The organism is Pseudonocardia yuanmonensis, from assembly GCF_039542425.1.
Lineage (GTDB): Bacteria > Actinomycetota > Actinomycetes > Mycobacteriales > Pseudonocardiaceae > Pseudonocardia > Pseudonocardia yuanmonensis.
The window spans coordinates 56,109-74,277 of sequence record NZ_BAABIC010000002.1; the positions used below are offsets into that span (position 1 = coordinate 56,109).

The window sequence follows — 18,169 nt, forward strand, 5'->3', positions numbered from 1 at the left end:
GGGCCTTGCGATCCTCGCAGCGACGGGCTCCGGCAGGTACCGTCATGACGACGTGGGCGCGCCCGGACGAGGGCGTGCCGGATGGGACTGGGGCTGCACTCATGGCACGCATCGGTGACGGCGGTGACCTGCTCAAGTGCTCTTTCTGCGGGAAGAGCCAGAAGCAGGTCAAGAAGCTCATCGCCGGGCCCGGCGTCTACATCTGCGACGAGTGCATCGATCTCTGCAACGAGATCATCGAGGAGGAGCTCGCCGAGACCGGCGACGTGAAGCTCGACGAGCTGCCGAAGCCCGCCGAGATCCACGAGTTCCTCGACCAGTACGTCGTCGGGCAGGCCGCCACCAAGCGCACGCTCTCGGTGGCCGTCTACAACCACTACAAGCGCATCCAGGCGGGCGACCGGACCCGGGGCGACGGGGACGGCGTCGAGCTGGCCAAGTCGAACATCCTCATGCTCGGCCCGACGGGCTGCGGCAAGACCTACCTCGCGCAGACCCTCGCCAAGCTGCTGAACGTGCCGTTCGCGATCGCGGACGCCACGGCGCTGACCGAGGCCGGGTACGTCGGCGAGGACGTCGAGAACATCCTGCTCAAGCTCATCCAGGCGGCGGACTACGACGTCAAGCGGGCCGAGACCGGGATCATCTACATCGACGAGGTCGACAAGATCGCCCGCAAGTCGGAGAACCCGTCGATCACCCGGGACGTCTCGGGCGAGGGCGTGCAGCAGGCGCTGCTGAAGATCCTGGAGGGCACCACCGCCTCGGTGCCGCCGCAGGGCGGGCGCAAGCACCCGCACCAGGAGTTCATCCAGATCGACACCACGAACGTGCTGTTCATCGTGGCGGGCGCGTTCGCGGGCCTGGAGAAGATCATCTCCGACCGGGTGGGCCGGCGAGGGCTGGGCTTCGGCGCGGAGATCCGCTCCAAGTCGGACCTCGACAGCTCCGAGAGCTTCGCCGACACCATGCCCGAGGACCTGATCAAGTTCGGGCTGATCCCGGAGTTCATCGGCCGGCTCCCGGTCGTGGCCTCGGTGACCTCGCTCGACAAGGACGCGCTGGTCAAGATCCTGACCGAGCCGCGCAACGCGCTGGTCAAGCAGTACCGCAAGCTCTTCGAGATGGACGGCGTCGAGCTCGAGTTCACCGACGACGCGCTCGAGGCGGTCGCCGACCAGGCGATCCTGCGGGGCACCGGCGCCCGTGGTCTCCGCGCGATCATGGAGGAGGTGCTCCTCCCCGTCATGTACGACATCCCGAGCCGCACGGACGTGGCGAAGGTCGTCGTCACCGAGGAGACGGTGAAGGAGAACGTCAACCCGACGATCGTGCCGCGGCGCCCGCAGCGCCGGGAGCGGGGCGAGCGCTCCGCCTGAGCGGACCTCGTGCGAACGCCCGCCCTCTTCGGGGGCGGGCGTTCCGCGTTCTCGGGCCCTCAGCCGGCGAGCTTCTCGATCTCCTCGGCGGTGTAGCCCAGCTCGGTCAGGATCTCGGCGGTGTGGGCGCCCAGGGCGGGGACCTCGGCGTCGAGCGGCGGGGGCCAGGCGCTGGAGTCGACGGGCGGGACCGCCATCGGCACCCGCTCGCCTCCCGGGACCGGCACCCCGACGAACCGCGCACGGGCGACGAGCTGGGGATGCCGGGGGAGCTCGGCGACGTGCCCGACCGCGGACCAGGCGATGTCGGCCTCGTCGAGCAGCGCGCCGAGCCGCTCCCGGGTCAGCCCGGCGAACCGCGTGTGCAGCAGCGCGTGCAGCTCCTCGCGGTGCTCGACCCGGGCCCGCACGGAGGCGAACCGCTCGTCGACCGCGATCGCCGCGTCGCCGAGCACGGTGGTGCACAGCCGCAGCCACTCCCGCTCGTTCTGCACGGCCAGGTGCACCGCGCCGTCGGCGCAGGGGAAGGGGCCGTAGGGCGCGATCGACGGGTGGTGCCCGCCGGAGCGCGCCGGTGCCCGCCCGGTGCCGAGCGCGTACAGCATCGGCTGGTGCATCCACTCCGTGAGCGCCTCGAGCAGCGAGATCCGCAACGTGGCGCCCTCGCCGGTGCGCTCGCGGTGGAACAGCGCCGCCAGCACCGCGGACTGCACCTGAACGCCGGCCGCGATGTCGGCGACGGAGATGCCCGCCCGGGCCGTCACGTCGCCGTCGCCGGTCAGCTCGAGCAGGCCGGCCTCGGACTGGATGAGCGCGTCGTAGGCCTTGCGGCCCGCGCTGGGTCCGCCCTCGCCGTAGCCCGACAGCTCGCAGGTGATCAGGGTCGGGCGCCGCCCGCGCAGGGTGTCGCCGTCGAGCCCGAGCCGGGCGGTGGCGCCGGGGCCGAGGTTGGCGAGCACGACGTCCGCGGTGTCGACGAGCCGGTGCGCGGCGGCGAGCCCGTCGGCGGACTTGAGGTCGAGTACCACCGAGCGCTTGCCGCGGTTGATCCAGGCGAAGTAGGAGGAGACGTCGCCGCAGGCCGCGTCGTAGCCGCGGGCGAAGTCACCGCCGCCCGGCCGCTCGACCTTGACGACGTCGGCGCCGAGGTCGGCGAGCAGCCGGCCGGCGTAGGGCACGGACACGGCGTGGTCGAAGGACACCACGCGGATCCCGGTCAGGGGGGCACTCACGCCCTCCACTCCACCACACCGCCGCGCCCCAGGTGTGGTGAGTCGGATCCCGGGGCATACCACGAGTTGCCGGGTCGAGTACCGGCTCACACTTCGCCCGCAGACGGCACGGAGGTGGTCGGATGTCGCCGACGTCGGCAAGGCCCGGATTCCTCACGCGGGAACGCATCGTCGCCCCACCGGGCTGGACGCGCTGGCTCGTACCGCCCGCCGCGCTGTCGATCCACCTCGCGATCGGCCAGGTCTACGCCTGGAGCGCGTTCAAGGGGGCGCTGGAGAAGGGCCTGGACATCAGCGGCGTGCTGAGCGCCCTGCCGTTCACGCTGGGCATCGTCATGCTCGGCATCTCCGCGGCCGTGTTCGGCACCAAGGTCGACACCAACGGTCCGCGGTGGGCGATGGCCGTCTCGTCGGCCTGCTTCGTGACCGGCTTCCTCGTCTCGGCGCTGGGCATCTGGCTGGGTCAGTACTGGCTGGTCATCCTGGGCTACGGCGGCATCGGCGGGATCGGCCTCGGCATCGGTTACATCTCGCCCGTGTCGACGCTGATCAAGTGGTTCCCCGACCGGCCCGGCCTCTCCACCGGCATCGCGATCATGGGCTTCGGCGGCGGCGCGCTGATCGCCAGCCCGTGGACCGCGTCGATGCTGTCCGCCTTCGGAGCCACCGGCAACGACCCCGACCCGAACGGGATCGCGCTCGCGTTCCTGGTCCACGGCGTGGTCTACGCGGTGTTCATGACGATGGGCTGGCTGCTCATCCGGGTGCCGGCCGACGGCTGGAAGCCCGCCGGGTGGGACCCGGCGAAGCAGAAGGCCCGGTCGATGGTCAGCGCCGCGAGCGTCTCGGCCGCGAACGCGATCAAGACCCCGCAGTTCTGGCTGCTGTGGATCGTGCTCTGCTTCAACGTGACCGCCGGCATCGGCATCCTCGAGCGGGCCAACCCGATCTACCAGGACTTCTTCCGGGACGCCTCGCCGGCCCAGACGCTCACCGCCGCCGCCACGGCGTTCGTGTCGATCCTGTCCCTGGCCAACATGCTCGGCCGGTTCGTCTGGTCGTCGCTGTCCGACGTCGTCGGCCGCAAGAACATCTACCGGATGTACCTCGGCGTCGGGGCGCTGCTCTACCTCGCGCTGACCCTCGTCGGCGAGGGCAACAAGGCCGTCTTCCTGATCTGCTCCATGCTGATCCTGTCGTTCTACGGCGCCGGCTTCGCCACGATCCCGGCGTACCTGCGCGACCTGTTCGGCACCTACCAGGTCGGCGCCATCCACGGCCGGCTGCTCACGGCCTGGTCCACGGCGGGGGTCCTCGGACCGATCATCGTCAACGCCATCGCCGACGCCCGGGCGGACGTCGCCGGCCCGTCGAAGTACACGCCCGCGTTCCTGATCATGATCGTGCTGCTGGTGCTCGGCTTCATCGCCAACGAGCTGGTGCGGCCGGTCGCCGAGAAGTGGCACGAACCGGAGCGGGCCCCGAAGGACGAGGAGGCACGGGCATGAGCACGCGTACGGAGGACCGGACGGGCCGCCCGCCCGTCGCGCTCGTCGTCCTGGCCTGGGTGTGGGTGGCCGCGCCCTTCCTGTACGGGCTGATCGCGCTGCTGCTGAAGATCCCCGCACTGTTCGCCGGCTGACCCGGCCACGGTTCGGTCCGCCCGCGCCGGGGTACCTTCCCGCCGTGAGTGACGACGCGAAGGCCATGTCGGAGTGGATCACCGCCGTGACACGTGAGCTGGGGCTCGAGGGCCAGGTGGACAGCGAGAAGAGCGTGAACGCCGTGCTGGACCTGACGTCGGACGTGGCGCACGCCGTCAGCCGGCCGGCGGCGCCGGTCACGGCGTTCCTGATCGGGGTCGCCGCGGGCCGGGCGCAGGAGCCGCAGGTCGCCGCTGCGGACTATTCCCAGAAGATCTCCGCGCTCGCGGAGGGCTGGGACGCCGACACCGAGCGCGGCGTCCCGTCGAACGACCCCGACAACCGGGGCTAGCCGGACACGTCCAGGTGCGCCAGGACCTTCGTCGGGCGCACCCGCACCAGCAGTTCCCCGGGGACCCCGTTGCGCTTCCCGAACTCCTCCGCGCGGTCGGCGCCCATGTAGCGCCCGCCCAGCGCGGTGGCGGTCCGGAGCAGCTCGGCGGGGTCCTCGCTCGTCTCGGCCACGCCCTGCACCTGGACGAAGGCGTACGGCGGCTCCGGCAGGTCGACCGCCAGCGCCACCCGCGGGTCCCGGGCGAGCGCGCGGCCCTTCGCGGTGTCCCGGCCGGTGTTGAAGATCAGGGTGCCGTCCTCGACCAGGAACCACACCGGCGCGGCCAGCGGGCGCCCGTCCGCGGCGGTCCAGGCCAGCATCCCGGTACGGGTCCCGTGGTTGAGGAACTCCACGATCTCCGGCGTCAGCTCCGCGCTCATGCCGCCAACCTAGATCGGGGACCGGGGGGCCGTCGTGCCGGGCCGCCCGGCCCGCCGCGCCCGGTCGGTGCCAGGCGTGCCGGTCCCGCCCCCGCTACCGTGACCGGGTGCGGACGGTGTCGGCGATCGGGCGGGCGGCGCAGCGGCTGGTCTCGCGGCCCGTACCGGTGCCCGTCGCGGCCGTGAAGGTCCTCTCCGGCGAGCGTCGGCCGCTGATCGGCGAGGCGCTCGGTGAGCAGCGGCACGCGGGCGCCCGGCTGGACCAGGTCGACGGCACGACCTGCGGCAGCGCGGTGCTCCTCGCCCTCGCCACTTGGGCCGACCCGGCGGAGCTGGAGCGGCTGGAGCTGCGCGGGACCGATGCGAGCGGGACGGTGCGCGGGTTCGCCGCCCGCTACGACGACCGGCAGCGCGAGATCCACGCCGCGACCAACCGGTTCTGGCCGAAGGCGCTCGGCACCACGCCGTGGGGGTTCCTGCGCTGGCTGCACGAGCACGCCCCGGCCGCGGGCCGCTACCGCATCCGCTTCGTCGACGACGCCTCGCCGGCGGACGTCGACACCGCGATCCGGGAGGTCGAGGCCGCCCTGGCCGCCCGCCGGCCGGTCCCGCTGCTCGTCGGGTCGCTCGTGCCGCGGCACTACTGCCTCGCGCTGCGGATCGCCGACGACGGGACCTGGCGGGTGTACGAGCCGTCCAGCGGCACGGTGCGTGCGCTCGACCCCGGGCTGGTCCGGGCCCGCGCGCTCGCCCCGGTGCTCGGGTTCCGCCACCTGCACGTCGTGTTCCTGCCGGTGCGGGGCCGGTGACCGGGCGGGACCGGAGCGCCGACTGGTGCGCCGACCGGGCGCGGACCGGGCGCTGACGGGCGCCGACCGGGCGGCCACGGGCCGTGACCCACCCGCGGAAACGTGTCGTACCCGGCTCGTAGACTTGACGGCGTGACCGAGACCCTCCCAGCGCGCACCGCCTCCCTCCCGCCGAAGTGGAACCCGGCGGAGGTGGAAGGCGTGCTGTACGAGCGGTGGGTCGACCGCGGCTACTTCGAGGCGGACCCGGCGTCGGGCAAGCCGCCGTACTGCATCGTCATCCCGCCGCCGAACGTCACCGGCAGCCTGCACCTCGGGCACGCCATGGACCACACGCTGATCGACGTGCTGACCCGGCGCCGTCGCATGCAGGGATACGACGCGCTGTGGCTGCCCGGTATGGACCACGCGGGCATCGCCACCCAGAGCGTCGTCGAGCGCCGGCTGGTCGAGGCCGGCGAGCCGGGCCGCCGCGAGCTGGGGCGCGAGGAGTTCGTCCGGCGCGTCTGGGAGTGGAAGGCCGAGTCGGGCGGCTCGATCCTCGGCCAGATGAAGCGCCTCGGGGACGGCGTCGACTGGACCCGGGAGCGGTTCACGCTGGACGAGGGCCTGTCCAGGGCCGTCCAGACCGTCTTCAAGAGGATGTTCGACGAGGGGCTGATCTACCGGGCCGAGCGCCTGGTCAACTGGTCGCCCGCGCTGCAGAGCGCGATCTCGGACATCGAGGTCGACCACAAGGAGGTCGAGGGCGAGCTCGTCTCCATCCGGTACGGCGAGGGCGAGGACTCCGTCGTCGTCGCCACCACCCGGGTCGAGACGATGCTCGGCGACACGGCGGTCGCGGTCCACCCGGAGGACGAGCGCTACGCCCACCTCGTCGGCCGGACCGTCCGCATGCCGATCACCGGGCGGGACATCCCGGTCATCGCCGACCCCTACGTCGACCCCGGGTTCGGCACCGGCGCGCTGAAGATCACCCCGGCGCACGACCCGAACGACTTCGAGATGGGCCGCCGGCACGACCTGCCGATGCCCACGATCATGGACGAGTCCGGGATCATCGCGAACTCCGGCACGCGGTTCGACGGCATGGACCGGTTCGCCGCGCGCGAGGCGATCCGCGAGCAGCTGCGCGCCGAGGGCCGGATCGTCGCCGAGAAGCGGCCCTACCTCCACAGCGTCGGGCACGACTCGCGCACCGGCGTGCCCATCGAGCCGCGGCTGTCGCTGCAGTGGTTCGTCCGGGTCGGGTCCCTGGCCAAGGCCTCGGGGGACGCGGTCCGCTCCGGCGAGACGCGGATCCACCCGCCGGAGATGTCCTCCCGGTTCTTCGACTGGGTCGACAACATGCACGACTGGTGCATCTCGCGGCAGCTGTGGTGGGGCCACCGCATCCCCGTCTGGTACGGGCCCGCCGGGGAGACGGTCTGCGTCGGCCCGGACGAGGAGCCGCCGACCGGCGAGGGCTGGCGCCAGGACGAGGACGTCCTCGACACCTGGTTCTCCTCGGGCCTGTGGCCGTTCTCCACGCTCGGCTGGCCGGACGAGACCCCGGACCTCGAGCGGTACTACCCGAACTCGGTCCTGGTCACCGGCTACGACATCCTGTTCTTCTGGGTCGTCCGGATGATGATGTTCGGCACCTACGCCATGGGTCGCTCGCCGTTCGAGCACGTCTACCTGCACGGGCTCATCCGGGACGAGAACGGCAAGAAGATGTCGAAGTCCAAGGGCAACGTCATCGACCCGCTCGAGCTGATCGACGCCTACGGCGCCGACGCGCTGCGGTTCACCATCGCGCGCGGCTCGAACCCGGGCACGGACATGTCGCTGTCCGCGGAATGGGTCGCGGGCTCGCGCAACTTCACCACCAAGCTGTGGAACGCGGTCCGGTTCGGGCTGGCCAACGGCGCCGACCCGGCCCTGCCGCTGCCCTCCGAGCCGACGGATGCGGACCGCTGGATCCTCGGCCGGCTCCGCGAGGTCCGCGAGCAGACGGACGCGCTGCTGGAGGACTTCCAGTTCGCCAAGGCGACCGAGGGCCTCTACCACTTCACGTGGGACGAGCTGTGCGACTGGTACCTCGAGCTGGCCAAGCCCCAGCTGGACGACCCGGCCACGGCGGAGGGCACCCGTGCGGTCCTCGGGCACGTGTTCGACGCGCTGCTGCGGATGCTGCACCCGATCGTCCCGTTCGTCACCGAGGCGCTGTGGACCGCGCTGACGGGCGGCGAGACGGTCGTGACCGCGGCCTGGCCGGGGGAGGAGGCGGGGCTGCCCGTCGACGCCGCGGCGGTCGCCCGTGTCGAGGCGCTGCAGAAGCTCATCACCGAGGTCCGCCGCTTCCGCACCGAGCAGGGCCTGCCGGACCGCCGGTCCGTCGCGGCGGTGCTGGTCGGGCTGGAGACCGCGGGCCTGGCCGGACACGAGAGGGCCGTCCGGTTCCTGACCCGTCTCGACGCGCCCGGTGCGGACTTCACGCCGACCGCAACGGTCGAGGTCGCGCTGGGTGCTCTGCCCGACGCCGCCTCCGCGGGAGGGAGTGCGTCGGCGGGCACCGTCCACGTCGAGCTGGACACCTCCGGCGCGATCGACGTCGCGGCCGAGCGTGCCCGCCTGGGGCGGGACCTCGCGGCCGCGCAGAAGGAGCTGGAGCAGGCCGAGAAGAAGCTCGGGAACCCCAGGTTCACCGAGAAGGCCCCGGCCCAGGTCGTCGACGGGATCCGCGCCCGGCGGGAGGCCGCCGTCGCGGAGATCGAGCGGGTCACCGCGCGGCTCGAGGGGCTGCCGGCCTCATGAGCACGCTCCGGCGGTCGGGTGCGGTGGTGCGGTCGTGACGGATCCGGAACCCCCCGAGGGTCCCGAGGGCACCGGCGAGGTCCCGGCTCCCGAGGAGCAGGCCCAGGACGCGGTGATCGCCCACGTCCTGGACCAGATCCGCGGCTCGGACACCCCGGACGTCGTGCCGGCCCAGTCGACCGTCGCGGAGTACGCGGAGTTCCTCGCGGTCGAGGCCGAGCTGGACCGGCGCTGGCCCGAGACGGTCATGGAGCCGTCGCTGGACCGGATCCGGGGGCTGGTCGAGGTCCTCGGCGACCCGCAGAACGGCTACCCGGTCGTGCACCTGACCGGCACGAACGGCAAGACCTCGACCAGCCGGATGGTCGACGCGCTCCTCAGCGAGATCGGCCTGCGCACCGGCCGCTACACCAGCCCGCACCTGCAGCGCGCCACGGAACGGATCAACCTGGACAACCGGCCGGTCTCGCCGGCGCGGTATGTGCAGGCCTACCGGGACGTCGAGCCGTTCGTGGAGCTGCTGGACGCGAAGAACGAGATCAGGCTCAGCAAGTTCGAGGTGCTCACGGCGATGGCGTACTCGGCCTTCGCCGACGCGCCGGTCGAGGCCGGTATCGTCGAGGTCGGGCTGGGCGGCCGGTGGGACGCGACCAACGTCGTCGACGCCCGGGTCGCGGTGATCACCCCGATCGGGCTGGACCACGCCGAGTACCTGGGCACGGACCTCCTCGGCATCGCGCGGGAGAAGGCCGGGATCATCAAGCCGGGCTCCGTCGCGGTGCTCGCCGCGCAGGACAAGGCCGTGGCCGAGGTGCTGATCGAGCGGTGCGCCGAGGTCGACGCCCAGGTGGCCCGCGAGGGCGCGGAGTTCGGCGTGCGCGAGCGCGAGCTGGCCGTCGGCGGGCAGCGGCTGGAGCTGCAGGGCCTGTCCGGCCGGTACGACGAGATCTTCCTGCCGCTGCACGGCGAGCACCAGGCGTCGAACGCGGCGATCGCGCTGGCCGCGGCGGAGGCGCTGGTGGGCGCGGGCCCGCAGCAGCCGCTGGATCCGGAGGCGGTGCGGGCGGCGTTCGCGTCCGTCACCTCGCCGGGGAGGCTGGAGCCGATGCAGGGCGGGCCGGGCCGGCCGACCGTGCTGATCGACGCCGCGCACAACCCGCACGGCGCCCGGGCGCTGGCCGCCGCGCTGATGTCCGAGTTCCGGTTCACGCGGCTGGTCGCGGTGGTCGGCGTGATGCGGGACAAGGATGCGAAGGGCCTGCTGGAGGCGCTCGAGCCCGCGGTGCACGAGGTCGTGGTGACCATGAACTCGTCGCCGCGCGCAATGGACCCGGACGAGCTGGCGGCCTTGGCCGTCGAGGTGTTCGGGCGGGAGCGGGTGAGCGTCGAGCCGCAACTGGCGGCGGCGATCGACGAGGGCGTCGAGCTGGCCGAGGAGGCCGGGGACTCGGGCGTCGGCGTGATCGTCACCGGCTCGGTGGTGACCGCGGGCGAGGCCCGGTCGATCTTCGGGAAGGAGCCGGCGTGAGCGCGGCGACCACGGGCGCGGTGCCGGCGTGAGCACGGAGCCGGTGCGGCCGCCCGCCACGGACCCCATGAAGGGCTTCCGTGGCGTGTGCGCGGGCCTGCTGGTGCTCGAGGCGATCGTCGTGCTGCTGGGGCTGCTCGTGGTCTCCCGGTTCACGCAGGGCGCGGTGAACCCGGTCGCGATGGGGGTCGTCCTGACGATCGGGCTGCTGATGATCGTCGCGGCGGGTCTGCAGCGGCGGCCCTGGGGGCTGGGGTTCGCGCTCGTCCTGCAGGTGGGCCTGCTGGTCAGCGGGATCTTCCACGTGTCCCTGCTGGCCATGGGGCTGATCTTCGCCCTGGTCTGGGGCACGGTGCTGTGGATGCGCCGGGACGTCGCCCGCCGGATGGCGCGCGGCGAGCTGCCCTCCCAGCAGCAGTAGCGGCGGACGTCCGGCCCTGGTCATCGGGCCGCGGGCGCGGCATCCTGCGCGCATGTCCGGTCGCCCGGGAGTGCGCCGCGGATGGCGGCGCCGGTCCGTCCTGCTGCCCGCCGCCGTCGTCCTCGCGCTGGTCGTCGCGGCCGGGCTGGTGTGGTTCGAGCCGTGGAAGCTCGTCGTCGACGAGTCGGTGGCCGAGCCGGCGCCCGCGGCGGCCGCACCCGCGGGCCCCGCAGGGTCCGCACCGGCCGGCCCCGTCGTGCTCGCCTCCGGCACGCTCGTCCCGCACGAGCACGCGACCAGCGGGGAGGCGCAGCTGCTCGAGCTGCCCGACGGCTCGCGCGTGCTGCGGCTCGAGGACCTGGTCACGAGCAACGGGCCGCGGCTGCGGGTCTGGCTGACCGACGCGCCCGTCCTGCCGGGGCGCGAGGGGTGGCACGTGTTCGACGACGGCCGGTACCTCGACCTGGGCCCGCTGAAGGGCAACCTCGGCAGCGCCAACTACCCCGTCCCGGCCGGCTCCGACCTCGCCGGGCTGACCAGCGTCAGCATCTGGTGCGAGCGGTTCTCGGTGTCGTTCGGCGCGGCCACGCTCGCCGCCTGACGGCCCCGTGACGACCCGGCCGGAGGCGTCGCTACGCTCCGTCGCGTGACTGAACGCACCCTGGTCCTCGTGAAGCCCGACGGCGTCGCCCGCAACCTGATCGGCGAGTGCCTGGCGCGCATCGAGCGCAAGGGCCTCACGCTGGTGGCGCTGGAGCTGCGGACCGTGGACCGCGAGCTGGCCAGCCAGCACTACGCCGAGCACGACGGCAAGCCCTTCTTCGAGTCGCTGCTCGAGTTCATCACCTCCGGCCTGGTGGTCGCGGCCGTGGCCGAGGGTCCGCGCGCCATCGCCGCGTGGCGGCAGATCGCCGGCGGCACGGACCCGGTGGAGAAGGCCACCCCGGGCAGCATCCGCGGCGACTTCGGGCTGGAGACCCAGTCCAACCTGGTGCACGGCTCGGACTCGCCCGAGTCCGCGGAGCGCGAGATCAAGCTCTGGTTCCCGAACCTCTGAGCACGCCGGCGTTGGCGGCCGGGCTCTCCGGGCCCCGGCCGGACACCGATCCCGACGCGCAGGCACTCGGCACGCTCTGGACAGCCGTGACCCGCGCGGGCGGGGCGGTCGGCTTCCCGGCCGACGCCCCCGAGGCGGACATCCGGGCCCTCGCCGAGGCCACCGCGGCGGAGGTCCGGGCCGGCACGCTGCACCTGTCGGCACGCGGCGGCACCGGGCTCCCGGCCTGGTACGCCGCCCGGGGCTGGACCGAGGTCGGCCGCTTCCCGGGGGCGCTGCGGCTCGGGCCGGACGACGTCCGGGACGAGCACTGGTTCCAGCGCGAGATCCGGGATCGACGAGAAAGTGTCGGCCCCTCCCGTTAGCGTGCAGGACGTGGGGGACGGACTGGTCCAGGCGCGGGACCTGCGCAAGCGCTTCGGCGGGTTCGAGGCCGTCCGCGGGATCGACGTGGACGTCGCGCAGGGCGAGGTCTTCGGCTTCCTGGGGCCCAACGGAGCCGGCAAGTCGTCGACCATGCGGATGATCGCGTGCGTGTCGCCGCGCACATCGGGGTCGCTGCAGGTCCTGGGCCTGGACCCGGACCGGGACGGGCCGCGGATCCGGGCCCGGCTCGGCGTCGTCCCGCAGCTGGACAACCTCGACATCGAGCTGTCGGTCCGGGAGAACCTGGAGATCTACGGCCGGTACTTCGGGCTGCCGCGGCGGCACGTGCGGGCCAAGGCCGCCGAGCTGCTGGAGTTCGCCCGGCTCACCGAGCGGGCCGAGGACCGGGTGGAGCCGCTGTCCGGCGGTATGAAGCGCCGGCTCACCATCGCCCGGTCCCTGGTCAACGACCCCGAGCTGCTGCTGCTCGACGAGCCGACCACGGGGCTGGACCCGCAGGCCCGGCACCTGCTGTGGGAGCGGCTGTACCAGCTCAAGCGCGAGGGCGTCACCCAGATCATCACCACGCACTACATGGATGAGGCCGAGCAGCTGTGCGACCGGCTCGTCGTGATGGACGGCGGCGTGATCGTGGCCGAGGGCTCGCCCGCCGAGCTCATCGAGCGGTGGTCCACCCGGGAGGTGCTGGAGCTGCGGTTCGCCGCCGAGGAGCGGCCGGCGGCCGGGGACCTCGAGCGGTACGCGGAGCGGGTCGAGCTGCTGCCGGACCGCGCGCTGCTCTACACCGCCGACGGGGAGCGATCCCAGGTCGCGGTGCACGCCGCGGGGTTGCGGCCGCTGTCGGCGCTGGTCCGGCGCTCCACGCTGGAGGACGTGTTCCTCCGGCTCACCGGGCGGACGCTGGTGGACTGATGGCGATCGAGGAGCGGATCCCGACCGGCTCCGTCGGCTCGGGCGTCCGGGCCGCCCCGGCGGCGGCCCCCGGGTGGGTGCGCGGCGTGCTGCTGGTCGTCGAGTCCTTCTGGCGCTGGTACCGGCGCAACTGGCGGGCCACGGCGGTGTCGTCCGTGCTGCAGCCGCTGCTGTTCCTGCTCGCCTTCGGCCTCGGCTTCGGCAGCCTCATCGCGGCGCGTCCCGGGGCGGAGGCGGCCACGGGCGGCGTGCCCTACCTGGTGTGGCTGGCGCCGGCGCTGCTGGCGATGTCGACGGTGCAGAGCGCGGCGTTCGAGATGACCTACCCCGTGCTGTCCGGGTTCAAGTGGCAGCGGATCTACCTGGGCATGGCGGCCACCCCGCTGACCGGCGCCCAGATCGCGCTCGGCCACCTCCTGTGGGTCGCCGCGAAGATGACGCTCACCGGCGCGGTCTACCTCGTGCTGATCGCCCTCTTCGGCGGGGCCGCGTCGCCCGGTGTGCTGGGCTCGCTCGCCGCGGCCGTGCTGACCGGAGCCGCCGTGGCGGCGCCGGTGATGGCGTTCTCGGCGAGCCGGGAGGACGAAGGTGCGGCGTTCAACGCCCTGTTCCGGTTCGTCGTGCTGCCGATGACCCTCTTCTCCGGCACGTTCTTCCCGGTCGCCGCGCTGCCCGGGTGGGTGCAGCCGATGGCGTGGGCGTCCCCGCTCTGGCACGGCACCGAGCTGGCCCGCGCCGCGGCGCTCGGCACGGGCACGCCCGGTGCGGTGCTCGGGCATCTCGCCTACCTGTCGGTGCTGCTCGCCGTCGGTGCGTGGCTGTCCGTGCGGCTGTTCACCCGGAGGCTCGCGCCGTGACCGCGCTCGACACCGCCGCACGGTCCGCCCCGGCGTGGACCCGCCTGTTGCCCGGCGGGAGCTACGCGGGCCGCTCCCGGATGCTGCTGCTGCGCTCCGCCACCGCTGCGCGCCGCACCTGGCCCGCGATCCTGTCCGGATTCGCCGAACCGGTGTTCTACCTGCTGGCGATGGGGACGGGGCTGGGCTCGCTGGTCGGCGCGCTGCCCGGCCCGGACGGCAGGCCGATCTCCTACGCCGCCTTCATCGCACCGGGGCTGCTCGCGGCGTCCGCCATGAACGGCGCGGTCTTCGACGCGACCTTCAACGTCTTCTTCAAGCTCAAGTACAACCGGCTGTACGACGCGATGCTGTCCACCCCGCTCGGCCCGGTCGACATCGCGCTCGGCGAGATCGGCTGGGCGCTGCTGCGCGGCGGGCTCTACGCCACCGGCTTCCTCTCGGTCATGGCGGTCGCCGGCCTGATCACCTCGCCGTGGGCGCTGCTGGCGCTGCTGGCCGCGCTCCTGGTCGCCTTCGCGTTCGCCGCGATCGGGATGGCGGCCACCTCGTTCATGCGCTCGTGGCAGGACTTCGACCTGGTCACCCTGGCCGTGCTGCCGATGTTCCTGTTCGCCACGACCTTCTACCCGCTCGGCGTCTACCCGCGGCCGCTGCAGATCCTCGTGGAGTGCCTGCCGCTGTTCCACGCGGTCGAGCTGATGCGCGGGCTCACCACCGGCGCCGTCCACCTCGGCCTGCTCGGTCACCTGGCCTACTTCGTGGTCATGGCGGCGGTCGGGGTCGTGGTGGCCGCGCGCCGGTTGGAGGCGCTCCTGCTCCGGTGAGCGCCGAGAGGCCGACCCGGGCGGTGTGTCGGACCGAGCCTCCGAAGGCGCCGACCGTGCCGACGGTGCCGACGGTGCGGTCCGTGCTGTTCGTGGCACCGCGGCGCCGGCCAGCGCGACCAGTCCCAGCAGCCCGGTGAGCCAGGCGCCGGGGGCGACGGGGCAGTGCGTGAGCGTCTGAGTGGCCGCGAGCACCGTCGCGGCCCCGGCGGCGGCCAGCGCCAGGCGGTGCGGCCAGCACGGCAGCCGCCCCGAGCGGGCGAGCCCGGCCGTCACCACGGCGAGGAGGGCGAGCCCGAGCAGCAGCAGGACGGGCACTCGCCCCGCGCGCCCGAGACCCAGGAGCGTGCGCACGTGCCACTCGGCCACGCGCGTGACCGGCACCTCGTGCCACGGCGAGCCCCACCAGCGCAGCCCGAGCGCGGCCACGGCGAGCAGGGCGGCGGCCGTGCCTGCCTCCCGCAGGCGCGGGAGCTCGACGGGGACGGGGCGGGACCGCCGACGGACCGACCGGACCGGGGAGGGCACCCCACTCATCGCGGTTCCTTCCTCACCCGGGGACGCTGCCCCGGAACGGTAGGGAGCGACGGGTGCCGCGGTCGTCCGTGCGAGCCCCCGTCCCCGTGCGCGTCCACCCCCGGATCGGGGTGGGGCCAGCCCCCTCCCCGGCACCCGTCCGTCGGTCCCGGGGCCGCCCGTGAGCGGCCCTCCGCACCGCCGCCGCACCATCCCGGTACCGCCGCGCACCGCCCCCGGTCCCGCCCCCGTTACCCGCCCCCGGGTACCGCCCCCGGTACCGCCACCGCACCGCCCCCCGCACCGCCCCTGCACCGTCCTCACACCGCCTGCGCGCCCGTGCACGCGTGCCCGGGGCCCTGGTCGCACGGGCCGGAACGCCCTGGGCCCGCCGCGTCCGCGCTTGCTACCGTCGCCGTCGCGTTCGCGTCACGAAGGGCATGATCATGATCACCGGAAGTCTCGTCGCGCTGGTCACCCCCATGCGGGAGGACGGCTCGATCGACCACGAGGCGCTGGAGCGGCTCGTCGAGCGGCAGGTGCTGGCCGGAACCGCGGCGATCGTGTCCGTGGGCACCACCGGCGAGTCCTCGACGCTGTCCGTCAAGGAGCACACGGAGGTCATCCGCCGCACGATCGACGTCGCCGGGGGCCGGGTGCCGGTCATCGCGGGCACCGGCGCGAACAACACCGACGAGGCCATCCACCTCACGCAGGACGCCGCGGCCGCCGGCGCCGACGGGGCCCTGCTGGTCACGCCGTACTACAACAAGCCCCCGCAGGAGGGCCTGTACCGGCACTTCAAGAAGGTCGCCGAGGCCGTCGACATCCCGCAGTACCTCTACAACGTCCCCGGCCGCACGGCCTGCGACATGCTGCCCTCGACCGTCGAGCGGCTCGCCGAGGTGCCGAACATCGTCGGGCTCAAGGAGGCCAAGGGCGACCTGGACCGCGTCCGGGACCTGGTCGCGCTCGGGCTGGAGGACTTCGCGCTCTACTCCGGCGACGACGCCACCGCCCGCGCCAGCATGCTCGGCGGTTTCCACGGCGACATCTCGGTCACCGCGAACGTGGCGCCCGAGCAGATGGCGCGGATGTGCAAGGCCGCCATCTCGGGCGACGGCGAGGAGGCGGCCTCCATCGACGCCGACCTCGCCCCCCTGCACCGCGCGCTGTTCGCCGAGCCCAACCCGATCCCGGTGAAGTGGGCGCTGGCCGAGATGGGCCTGATGCCCGGCGGCATCCGGCTCCCGCTGGTCCCGCTGGACGAGTGGCACCACGAGGACGTCCGCGCCGCGCTGCGCACCGCCGGCCTGCTCGACTGACCCCCGCCCGTCCAGCGTGAGCGAACGGCGCTCTCGTTCACATCTAGTGAGCGAGAGTGCCGTTCGTGCTGGTCAGGGCGCGTCTCAGGCCCGGAGCAGGGCGGGGTTGTCGTGCGGGAGTGCGCGGGCGCGGGCGTCGGCGGCGGCGTCCGGATCGCCGAGGCGGGCCCGGTGCCGGGCGGCGCGGACCGCGTACTCGGCCAGCCCGGTGTGCTCGGCGCGCCGGGCGAGGGTCGAGGCCTGACTCAGCGCCGCGTCCCGGTCGAGGTCCGCGGTGATCCCGCAGAGGGTGTCCCGCATGTGCAGCTCGATCCAGCAGCACACGTCGGCGTCGGCGACGAGGGTCGCGCAGGCGCCGTCGAGCGCCGTGACCGCGGCCGCGGGGTTGCCGAGGCGGGCGCGGGCGACCGCGAGACCGCGGCTGGTCAGGGCGATCCAGCAGGCGTCGTCGAGCACCTCGGCCAGGGTGTGGGCGTCGGCGAGCACGGCCTCGGCCTCGGCCGCGCGACCCTCGCGGAGCAGGACCTCGCCGTGGAGCACGTCGATCCAGGGCCGCATCGACGTCCACCGCAGGTCGGCGGCCATCCCCCGGGCCTCGGCCACGTCCGCGGCGGCGGCCTCGTCCTCCCCGCGCTGCAGCCGGGCCCGGGCCCGCATCGCCACGGCGGCGGTGAAGGCGCGCGGCCGGTCCGCGGCCTCGGCGAGCCCGACCGCGGCGTCGAGCTCGCGCACCGCCCACTCCGAGAGCCCGGTGTCGATCAGCGCGAACCCGCGCACGTGCGCCACGCCGGCCCGCTGCTCCGGCCGCTCCCCGGCGGCCGCGTCGGCGCTCTCGAGCATCCGCAGCGCCGTGGGGAAGTCGCCGGTCGCCGTGGCGACGAAGCCCAGCTCCCGGCGGGCGAGCGCGGCGACCTCGGCCAGGCCCTCGCGCGTCGCCAGCCGGTCGGCCTCGCGCAGGGCGGCGGCCGCACCCGGGTCGGTGCTGGCCACGGCGTGCACGTAGCCGCGCCCGTAGTGCGCGAGCGCCTCGGCGAGCACGACGTCGTCGCCCAGCTCGCGGGCCCGCCGGACGGCGCCGGCGAGGATCCCGGTTCCGTCGCGCGCCGCCCCCGAGTCCATCACGTGCTCGCCGATGCGGACGAGCTCCCGCACCGCCGAGCGGCTCGCGGGGGAGTGGTTGCGGGTCCGGTGCCGCCGCTGGAGCCGCGCCCCGGCCTGCGCCAGGGCGTGCCGCCGGCCGTGCAGCCACGCGGCGAACTCCGGCACGTCCGGCTCGGCGCACTCCAGCAGCGGCAGGGTGGCCTCGGTCAGCGGCCATCCGGCGGGTGCCCGCCCGGCCAGGAGGTCGACCACGTCGACCCGCACCCCCTCGCCGATCTCGCACGTGAGCGGGTCCCCGGCGATGCGTACCGCGTCCCCCACGGCGCGGCGCACCTGGCTCAGCGTCCAGCGCAGCGCGGCCTGCGGGTCCTCGGCGTCCGGGAAGAGCAGCTCCTGGACGCGCCCGCGCGGCACGGGTCCGGTCGAGGTCAGCAGCAGCGCGAGCAGCGCCCAGGGCTTGCGGCCGCGCGGGGCCGGCGGCGGTGTCCCGCGGGTCTCGACGCGCGGCGGCCCGAGCAACCGGACGACGACGGCGGGCCCCTCCCCGCCGTCGTCCCCCCGTTCCGTCTCGATCGGCTCCATCCGCGCGCCCCGTCCGCTGG

Annotated in this window: 18 protein-coding genes; 15 read left to right on the forward strand and 3 right to left on the reverse strand. The window is 74.0% G+C overall.

Annotated features, from left to right (window positions below):
* Nucleotides 1–101: 101 nt before the first annotated feature.
* Nucleotides 102–1,379: an ATP-dependent Clp protease ATP-binding subunit ClpX gene (gene clpX, locus ABD990_RS02645; protein ID WP_345378069.1), complete on the forward strand. Its 1,278-nt coding sequence runs from the start codon at nt 102–104 to the stop codon at nt 1,377–1,379.
* Nucleotides 1,380–1,438: 59 nt separating this feature from the next.
* Here the strand turns inward: clpX and ABD990_RS02650 are convergent, their stop codons facing one another.
* Complete coding sequence (locus ABD990_RS02650; RefSeq protein ID WP_345378070.1) at nt 1,439–2,611, reverse strand: CaiB/BaiF CoA transferase family protein; 1,173 nt, start codon at nt 2,609–2,611, stop codon at nt 1,439–1,441.
* A 122-nt stretch (nt 2,612–2,733) separates the two neighbouring features.
* Here ABD990_RS02650 and ABD990_RS02655 point away from each other — a divergent pair, with 122 nt between their 5' ends.
* Genes ABD990_RS02655 through ABD990_RS02665 form a run of 3 tightly spaced genes read left to right on the forward strand, consistent with a single transcriptional unit; the run spans nt 2,734 to nt 4,606 of the window.
* Nucleotides 2,734–4,119 carry an OFA family MFS transporter gene (locus tag ABD990_RS02655; RefSeq protein WP_345378071.1) on the forward strand — a complete coding sequence of 462 codons (1,386 nt, stop codon included), beginning with the start codon at nt 2,734–2,736 and terminating at the stop codon, nt 4,117–4,119.
* Nucleotides 4,116–4,253 carry an MFS transporter small subunit gene (locus ABD990_RS02660; RefSeq protein WP_345378072.1) on the forward strand — a complete coding sequence of 46 codons (138 nt, stop codon included), beginning with the start codon at nt 4,116–4,118 and terminating at the stop codon, nt 4,251–4,253. Before ABD990_RS02655 ends, ABD990_RS02660 begins: the two co-directional genes overlap by 4 nt.
* Before the next feature lie 44 nt (nt 4,254–4,297).
* Nucleotides 4,298–4,606 (forward strand): DUF6457 domain-containing protein, encoded by a 309-nt coding sequence (locus ABD990_RS02665; protein ID WP_345378073.1) that lies wholly within the window; start codon nt 4,298–4,300, stop codon nt 4,604–4,606.
* Here the strand turns inward: ABD990_RS02665 and ABD990_RS02670 are convergent.
* On the reverse strand, nt 4,603–5,028 hold the full coding sequence (locus tag ABD990_RS02670) for a PPOX class F420-dependent oxidoreductase (RefSeq protein ID WP_345378074.1): 426 nt from the start codon (nt 5,026–5,028) through the stop codon (nt 4,603–4,605). The genes ABD990_RS02665 and ABD990_RS02670 overlap by 4 nt on opposite strands.
* 107 nt (nt 5,029–5,135) lie before the next feature.
* Between ABD990_RS02670 and ABD990_RS02675 the strand changes: the two genes are divergently transcribed.
* From ABD990_RS02675 to dapA, 11 genes are all read left to right on the forward strand, one after another.
* The gene (locus ABD990_RS02675; protein ID WP_345378075.1) at nt 5,136–5,837 is read left to right on the forward strand and encodes a hypothetical protein; all 702 of its coding nucleotides are present in this window, start codon (nt 5,136–5,138) and stop codon (nt 5,835–5,837) included.
* Between the two features lie 132 nt (nt 5,838–5,969).
* Nucleotides 5,970–8,636: a valine--tRNA ligase gene (locus ABD990_RS02680; RefSeq protein WP_345378076.1), complete on the forward strand. Its 2,667-nt coding sequence runs from the start codon at nt 5,970–5,972 to the stop codon at nt 8,634–8,636.
* 34 nt (nt 8,637–8,670) lie between these two features.
* A complete protein-coding gene (gene folC, locus ABD990_RS02685) occupies nt 8,671–10,164 on the forward strand; it encodes a bifunctional tetrahydrofolate synthase/dihydrofolate synthase (RefSeq protein ID WP_425569360.1) in 1,494 nt (497 codons plus the stop codon).
* A 28-nt stretch (nt 10,165–10,192) separates the two neighbouring features.
* The gene (locus tag ABD990_RS02690) at nt 10,193–10,585 is read left to right on the forward strand and encodes a DUF4233 domain-containing protein (protein ID WP_345378077.1); all 393 of its coding nucleotides are present in this window, start codon (nt 10,193–10,195) and stop codon (nt 10,583–10,585) included.
* A gap of 52 nt (nt 10,586–10,637) precedes the next feature.
* Nucleotides 10,638–11,186, forward strand: a complete 549-nt coding sequence (locus tag ABD990_RS02695; protein WP_345378078.1) for a DM13 domain-containing protein — start codon at nt 10,638–10,640, stop codon at nt 11,184–11,186.
* 45 nt (nt 11,187–11,231) lie between these two features.
* Nucleotides 11,232–11,642: a nucleoside-diphosphate kinase gene (gene ndk, locus ABD990_RS02700; protein ID WP_345378079.1), complete on the forward strand. Its 411-nt coding sequence runs from the start codon at nt 11,232–11,234 to the stop codon at nt 11,640–11,642.
* An 86-nt stretch (nt 11,643–11,728) separates the two neighbouring features.
* Complete coding sequence (locus ABD990_RS02705; RefSeq protein WP_345378080.1) at nt 11,729–12,007, forward strand: hypothetical protein; 279 nt, start codon at nt 11,729–11,731, stop codon at nt 12,005–12,007.
* A gap of 10 nt (nt 12,008–12,017) precedes the next feature.
* Nucleotides 12,018–12,941 carry an ABC transporter ATP-binding protein gene (locus ABD990_RS02710; protein WP_345378081.1) on the forward strand — a complete coding sequence of 308 codons (924 nt, stop codon included), beginning with the start codon at nt 12,018–12,020 and terminating at the stop codon, nt 12,939–12,941.
* Complete coding sequence (locus ABD990_RS02715) at nt 12,941–13,798, forward strand: ABC transporter permease (protein ID WP_345378082.1); 858 nt, start codon at nt 12,941–12,943, stop codon at nt 13,796–13,798. The genes ABD990_RS02710 and ABD990_RS02715 overlap by 1 nt, the downstream gene beginning before the upstream one ends.
* Entirely contained in the window at nt 13,795–14,625 is an 831-nt protein-coding gene (locus ABD990_RS02720) for an ABC transporter permease (protein WP_345378083.1), read from the forward strand. The genes ABD990_RS02715 and ABD990_RS02720 overlap by 4 nt, the downstream gene beginning before the upstream one ends.
* A 962-nt stretch (nt 14,626–15,587) precedes the next feature.
* Nucleotides 15,588–16,466, forward strand: a complete 879-nt coding sequence (gene dapA, locus ABD990_RS02725; RefSeq protein ID WP_345378084.1) for a 4-hydroxy-tetrahydrodipicolinate synthase — start codon at nt 15,588–15,590, stop codon at nt 16,464–16,466.
* A gap of 84 nt (nt 16,467–16,550) precedes the next feature.
* On the opposite strand, the gene ABD990_RS02730 is transcribed toward dapA, so the two are convergent.
* Nucleotides 16,551–18,149, reverse strand: a complete 1,599-nt coding sequence (locus ABD990_RS02730; protein WP_345378085.1) for a hypothetical protein — start codon at nt 18,147–18,149, stop codon at nt 16,551–16,553.
* Nucleotides 18,150–18,169 lie beyond the last annotated feature (20 nt).

What these genes read in the sequence shown, in the direction of transcription:
- dapA (WP_345378084.1), top strand. Translation starts at nt 15,588, where the DNA reads ATGATCACCGGAAGTCTCGTCGCGCTGGTCACCCCCATGCGGGAGGAC.
- clpX (WP_345378069.1), top strand. Translation starts at nt 102, where the DNA reads ATGGCACGCATCGGTGACGGCGGTGACCTGCTCAAGTGCTCTTTCTGC.
- ABD990_RS02660 (WP_345378072.1), top strand. Translation starts at nt 4,116, where the DNA reads ATGAGCACGCGTACGGAGGACCGGACGGGCCGCCCGCCCGTCGCGCTC.
- ABD990_RS02715 (WP_345378082.1), top strand. Translation starts at nt 12,941, where the DNA reads ATGGCGATCGAGGAGCGGATCCCGACCGGCTCCGTCGGCTCGGGCGTC.
- ABD990_RS02695 (WP_345378078.1), top strand. Translation starts at nt 10,638, where the DNA reads ATGTCCGGTCGCCCGGGAGTGCGCCGCGGATGGCGGCGCCGGTCCGTC.
- ABD990_RS02730 (WP_345378085.1), bottom strand. Translation starts at nt 18,149, where the DNA reads ATGGAGCCGATCGAGACGGAACGGGGGGACGACGGCGGGGAGGGGCCC.
- ABD990_RS02670 (WP_345378074.1), bottom strand. Translation starts at nt 5,028, where the DNA reads ATGAGCGCGGAGCTGACGCCGGAGATCGTGGAGTTCCTCAACCACGGG.
- ABD990_RS02655 (WP_345378071.1), top strand. Translation starts at nt 2,734, where the DNA reads ATGTCGCCGACGTCGGCAAGGCCCGGATTCCTCACGCGGGAACGCATC.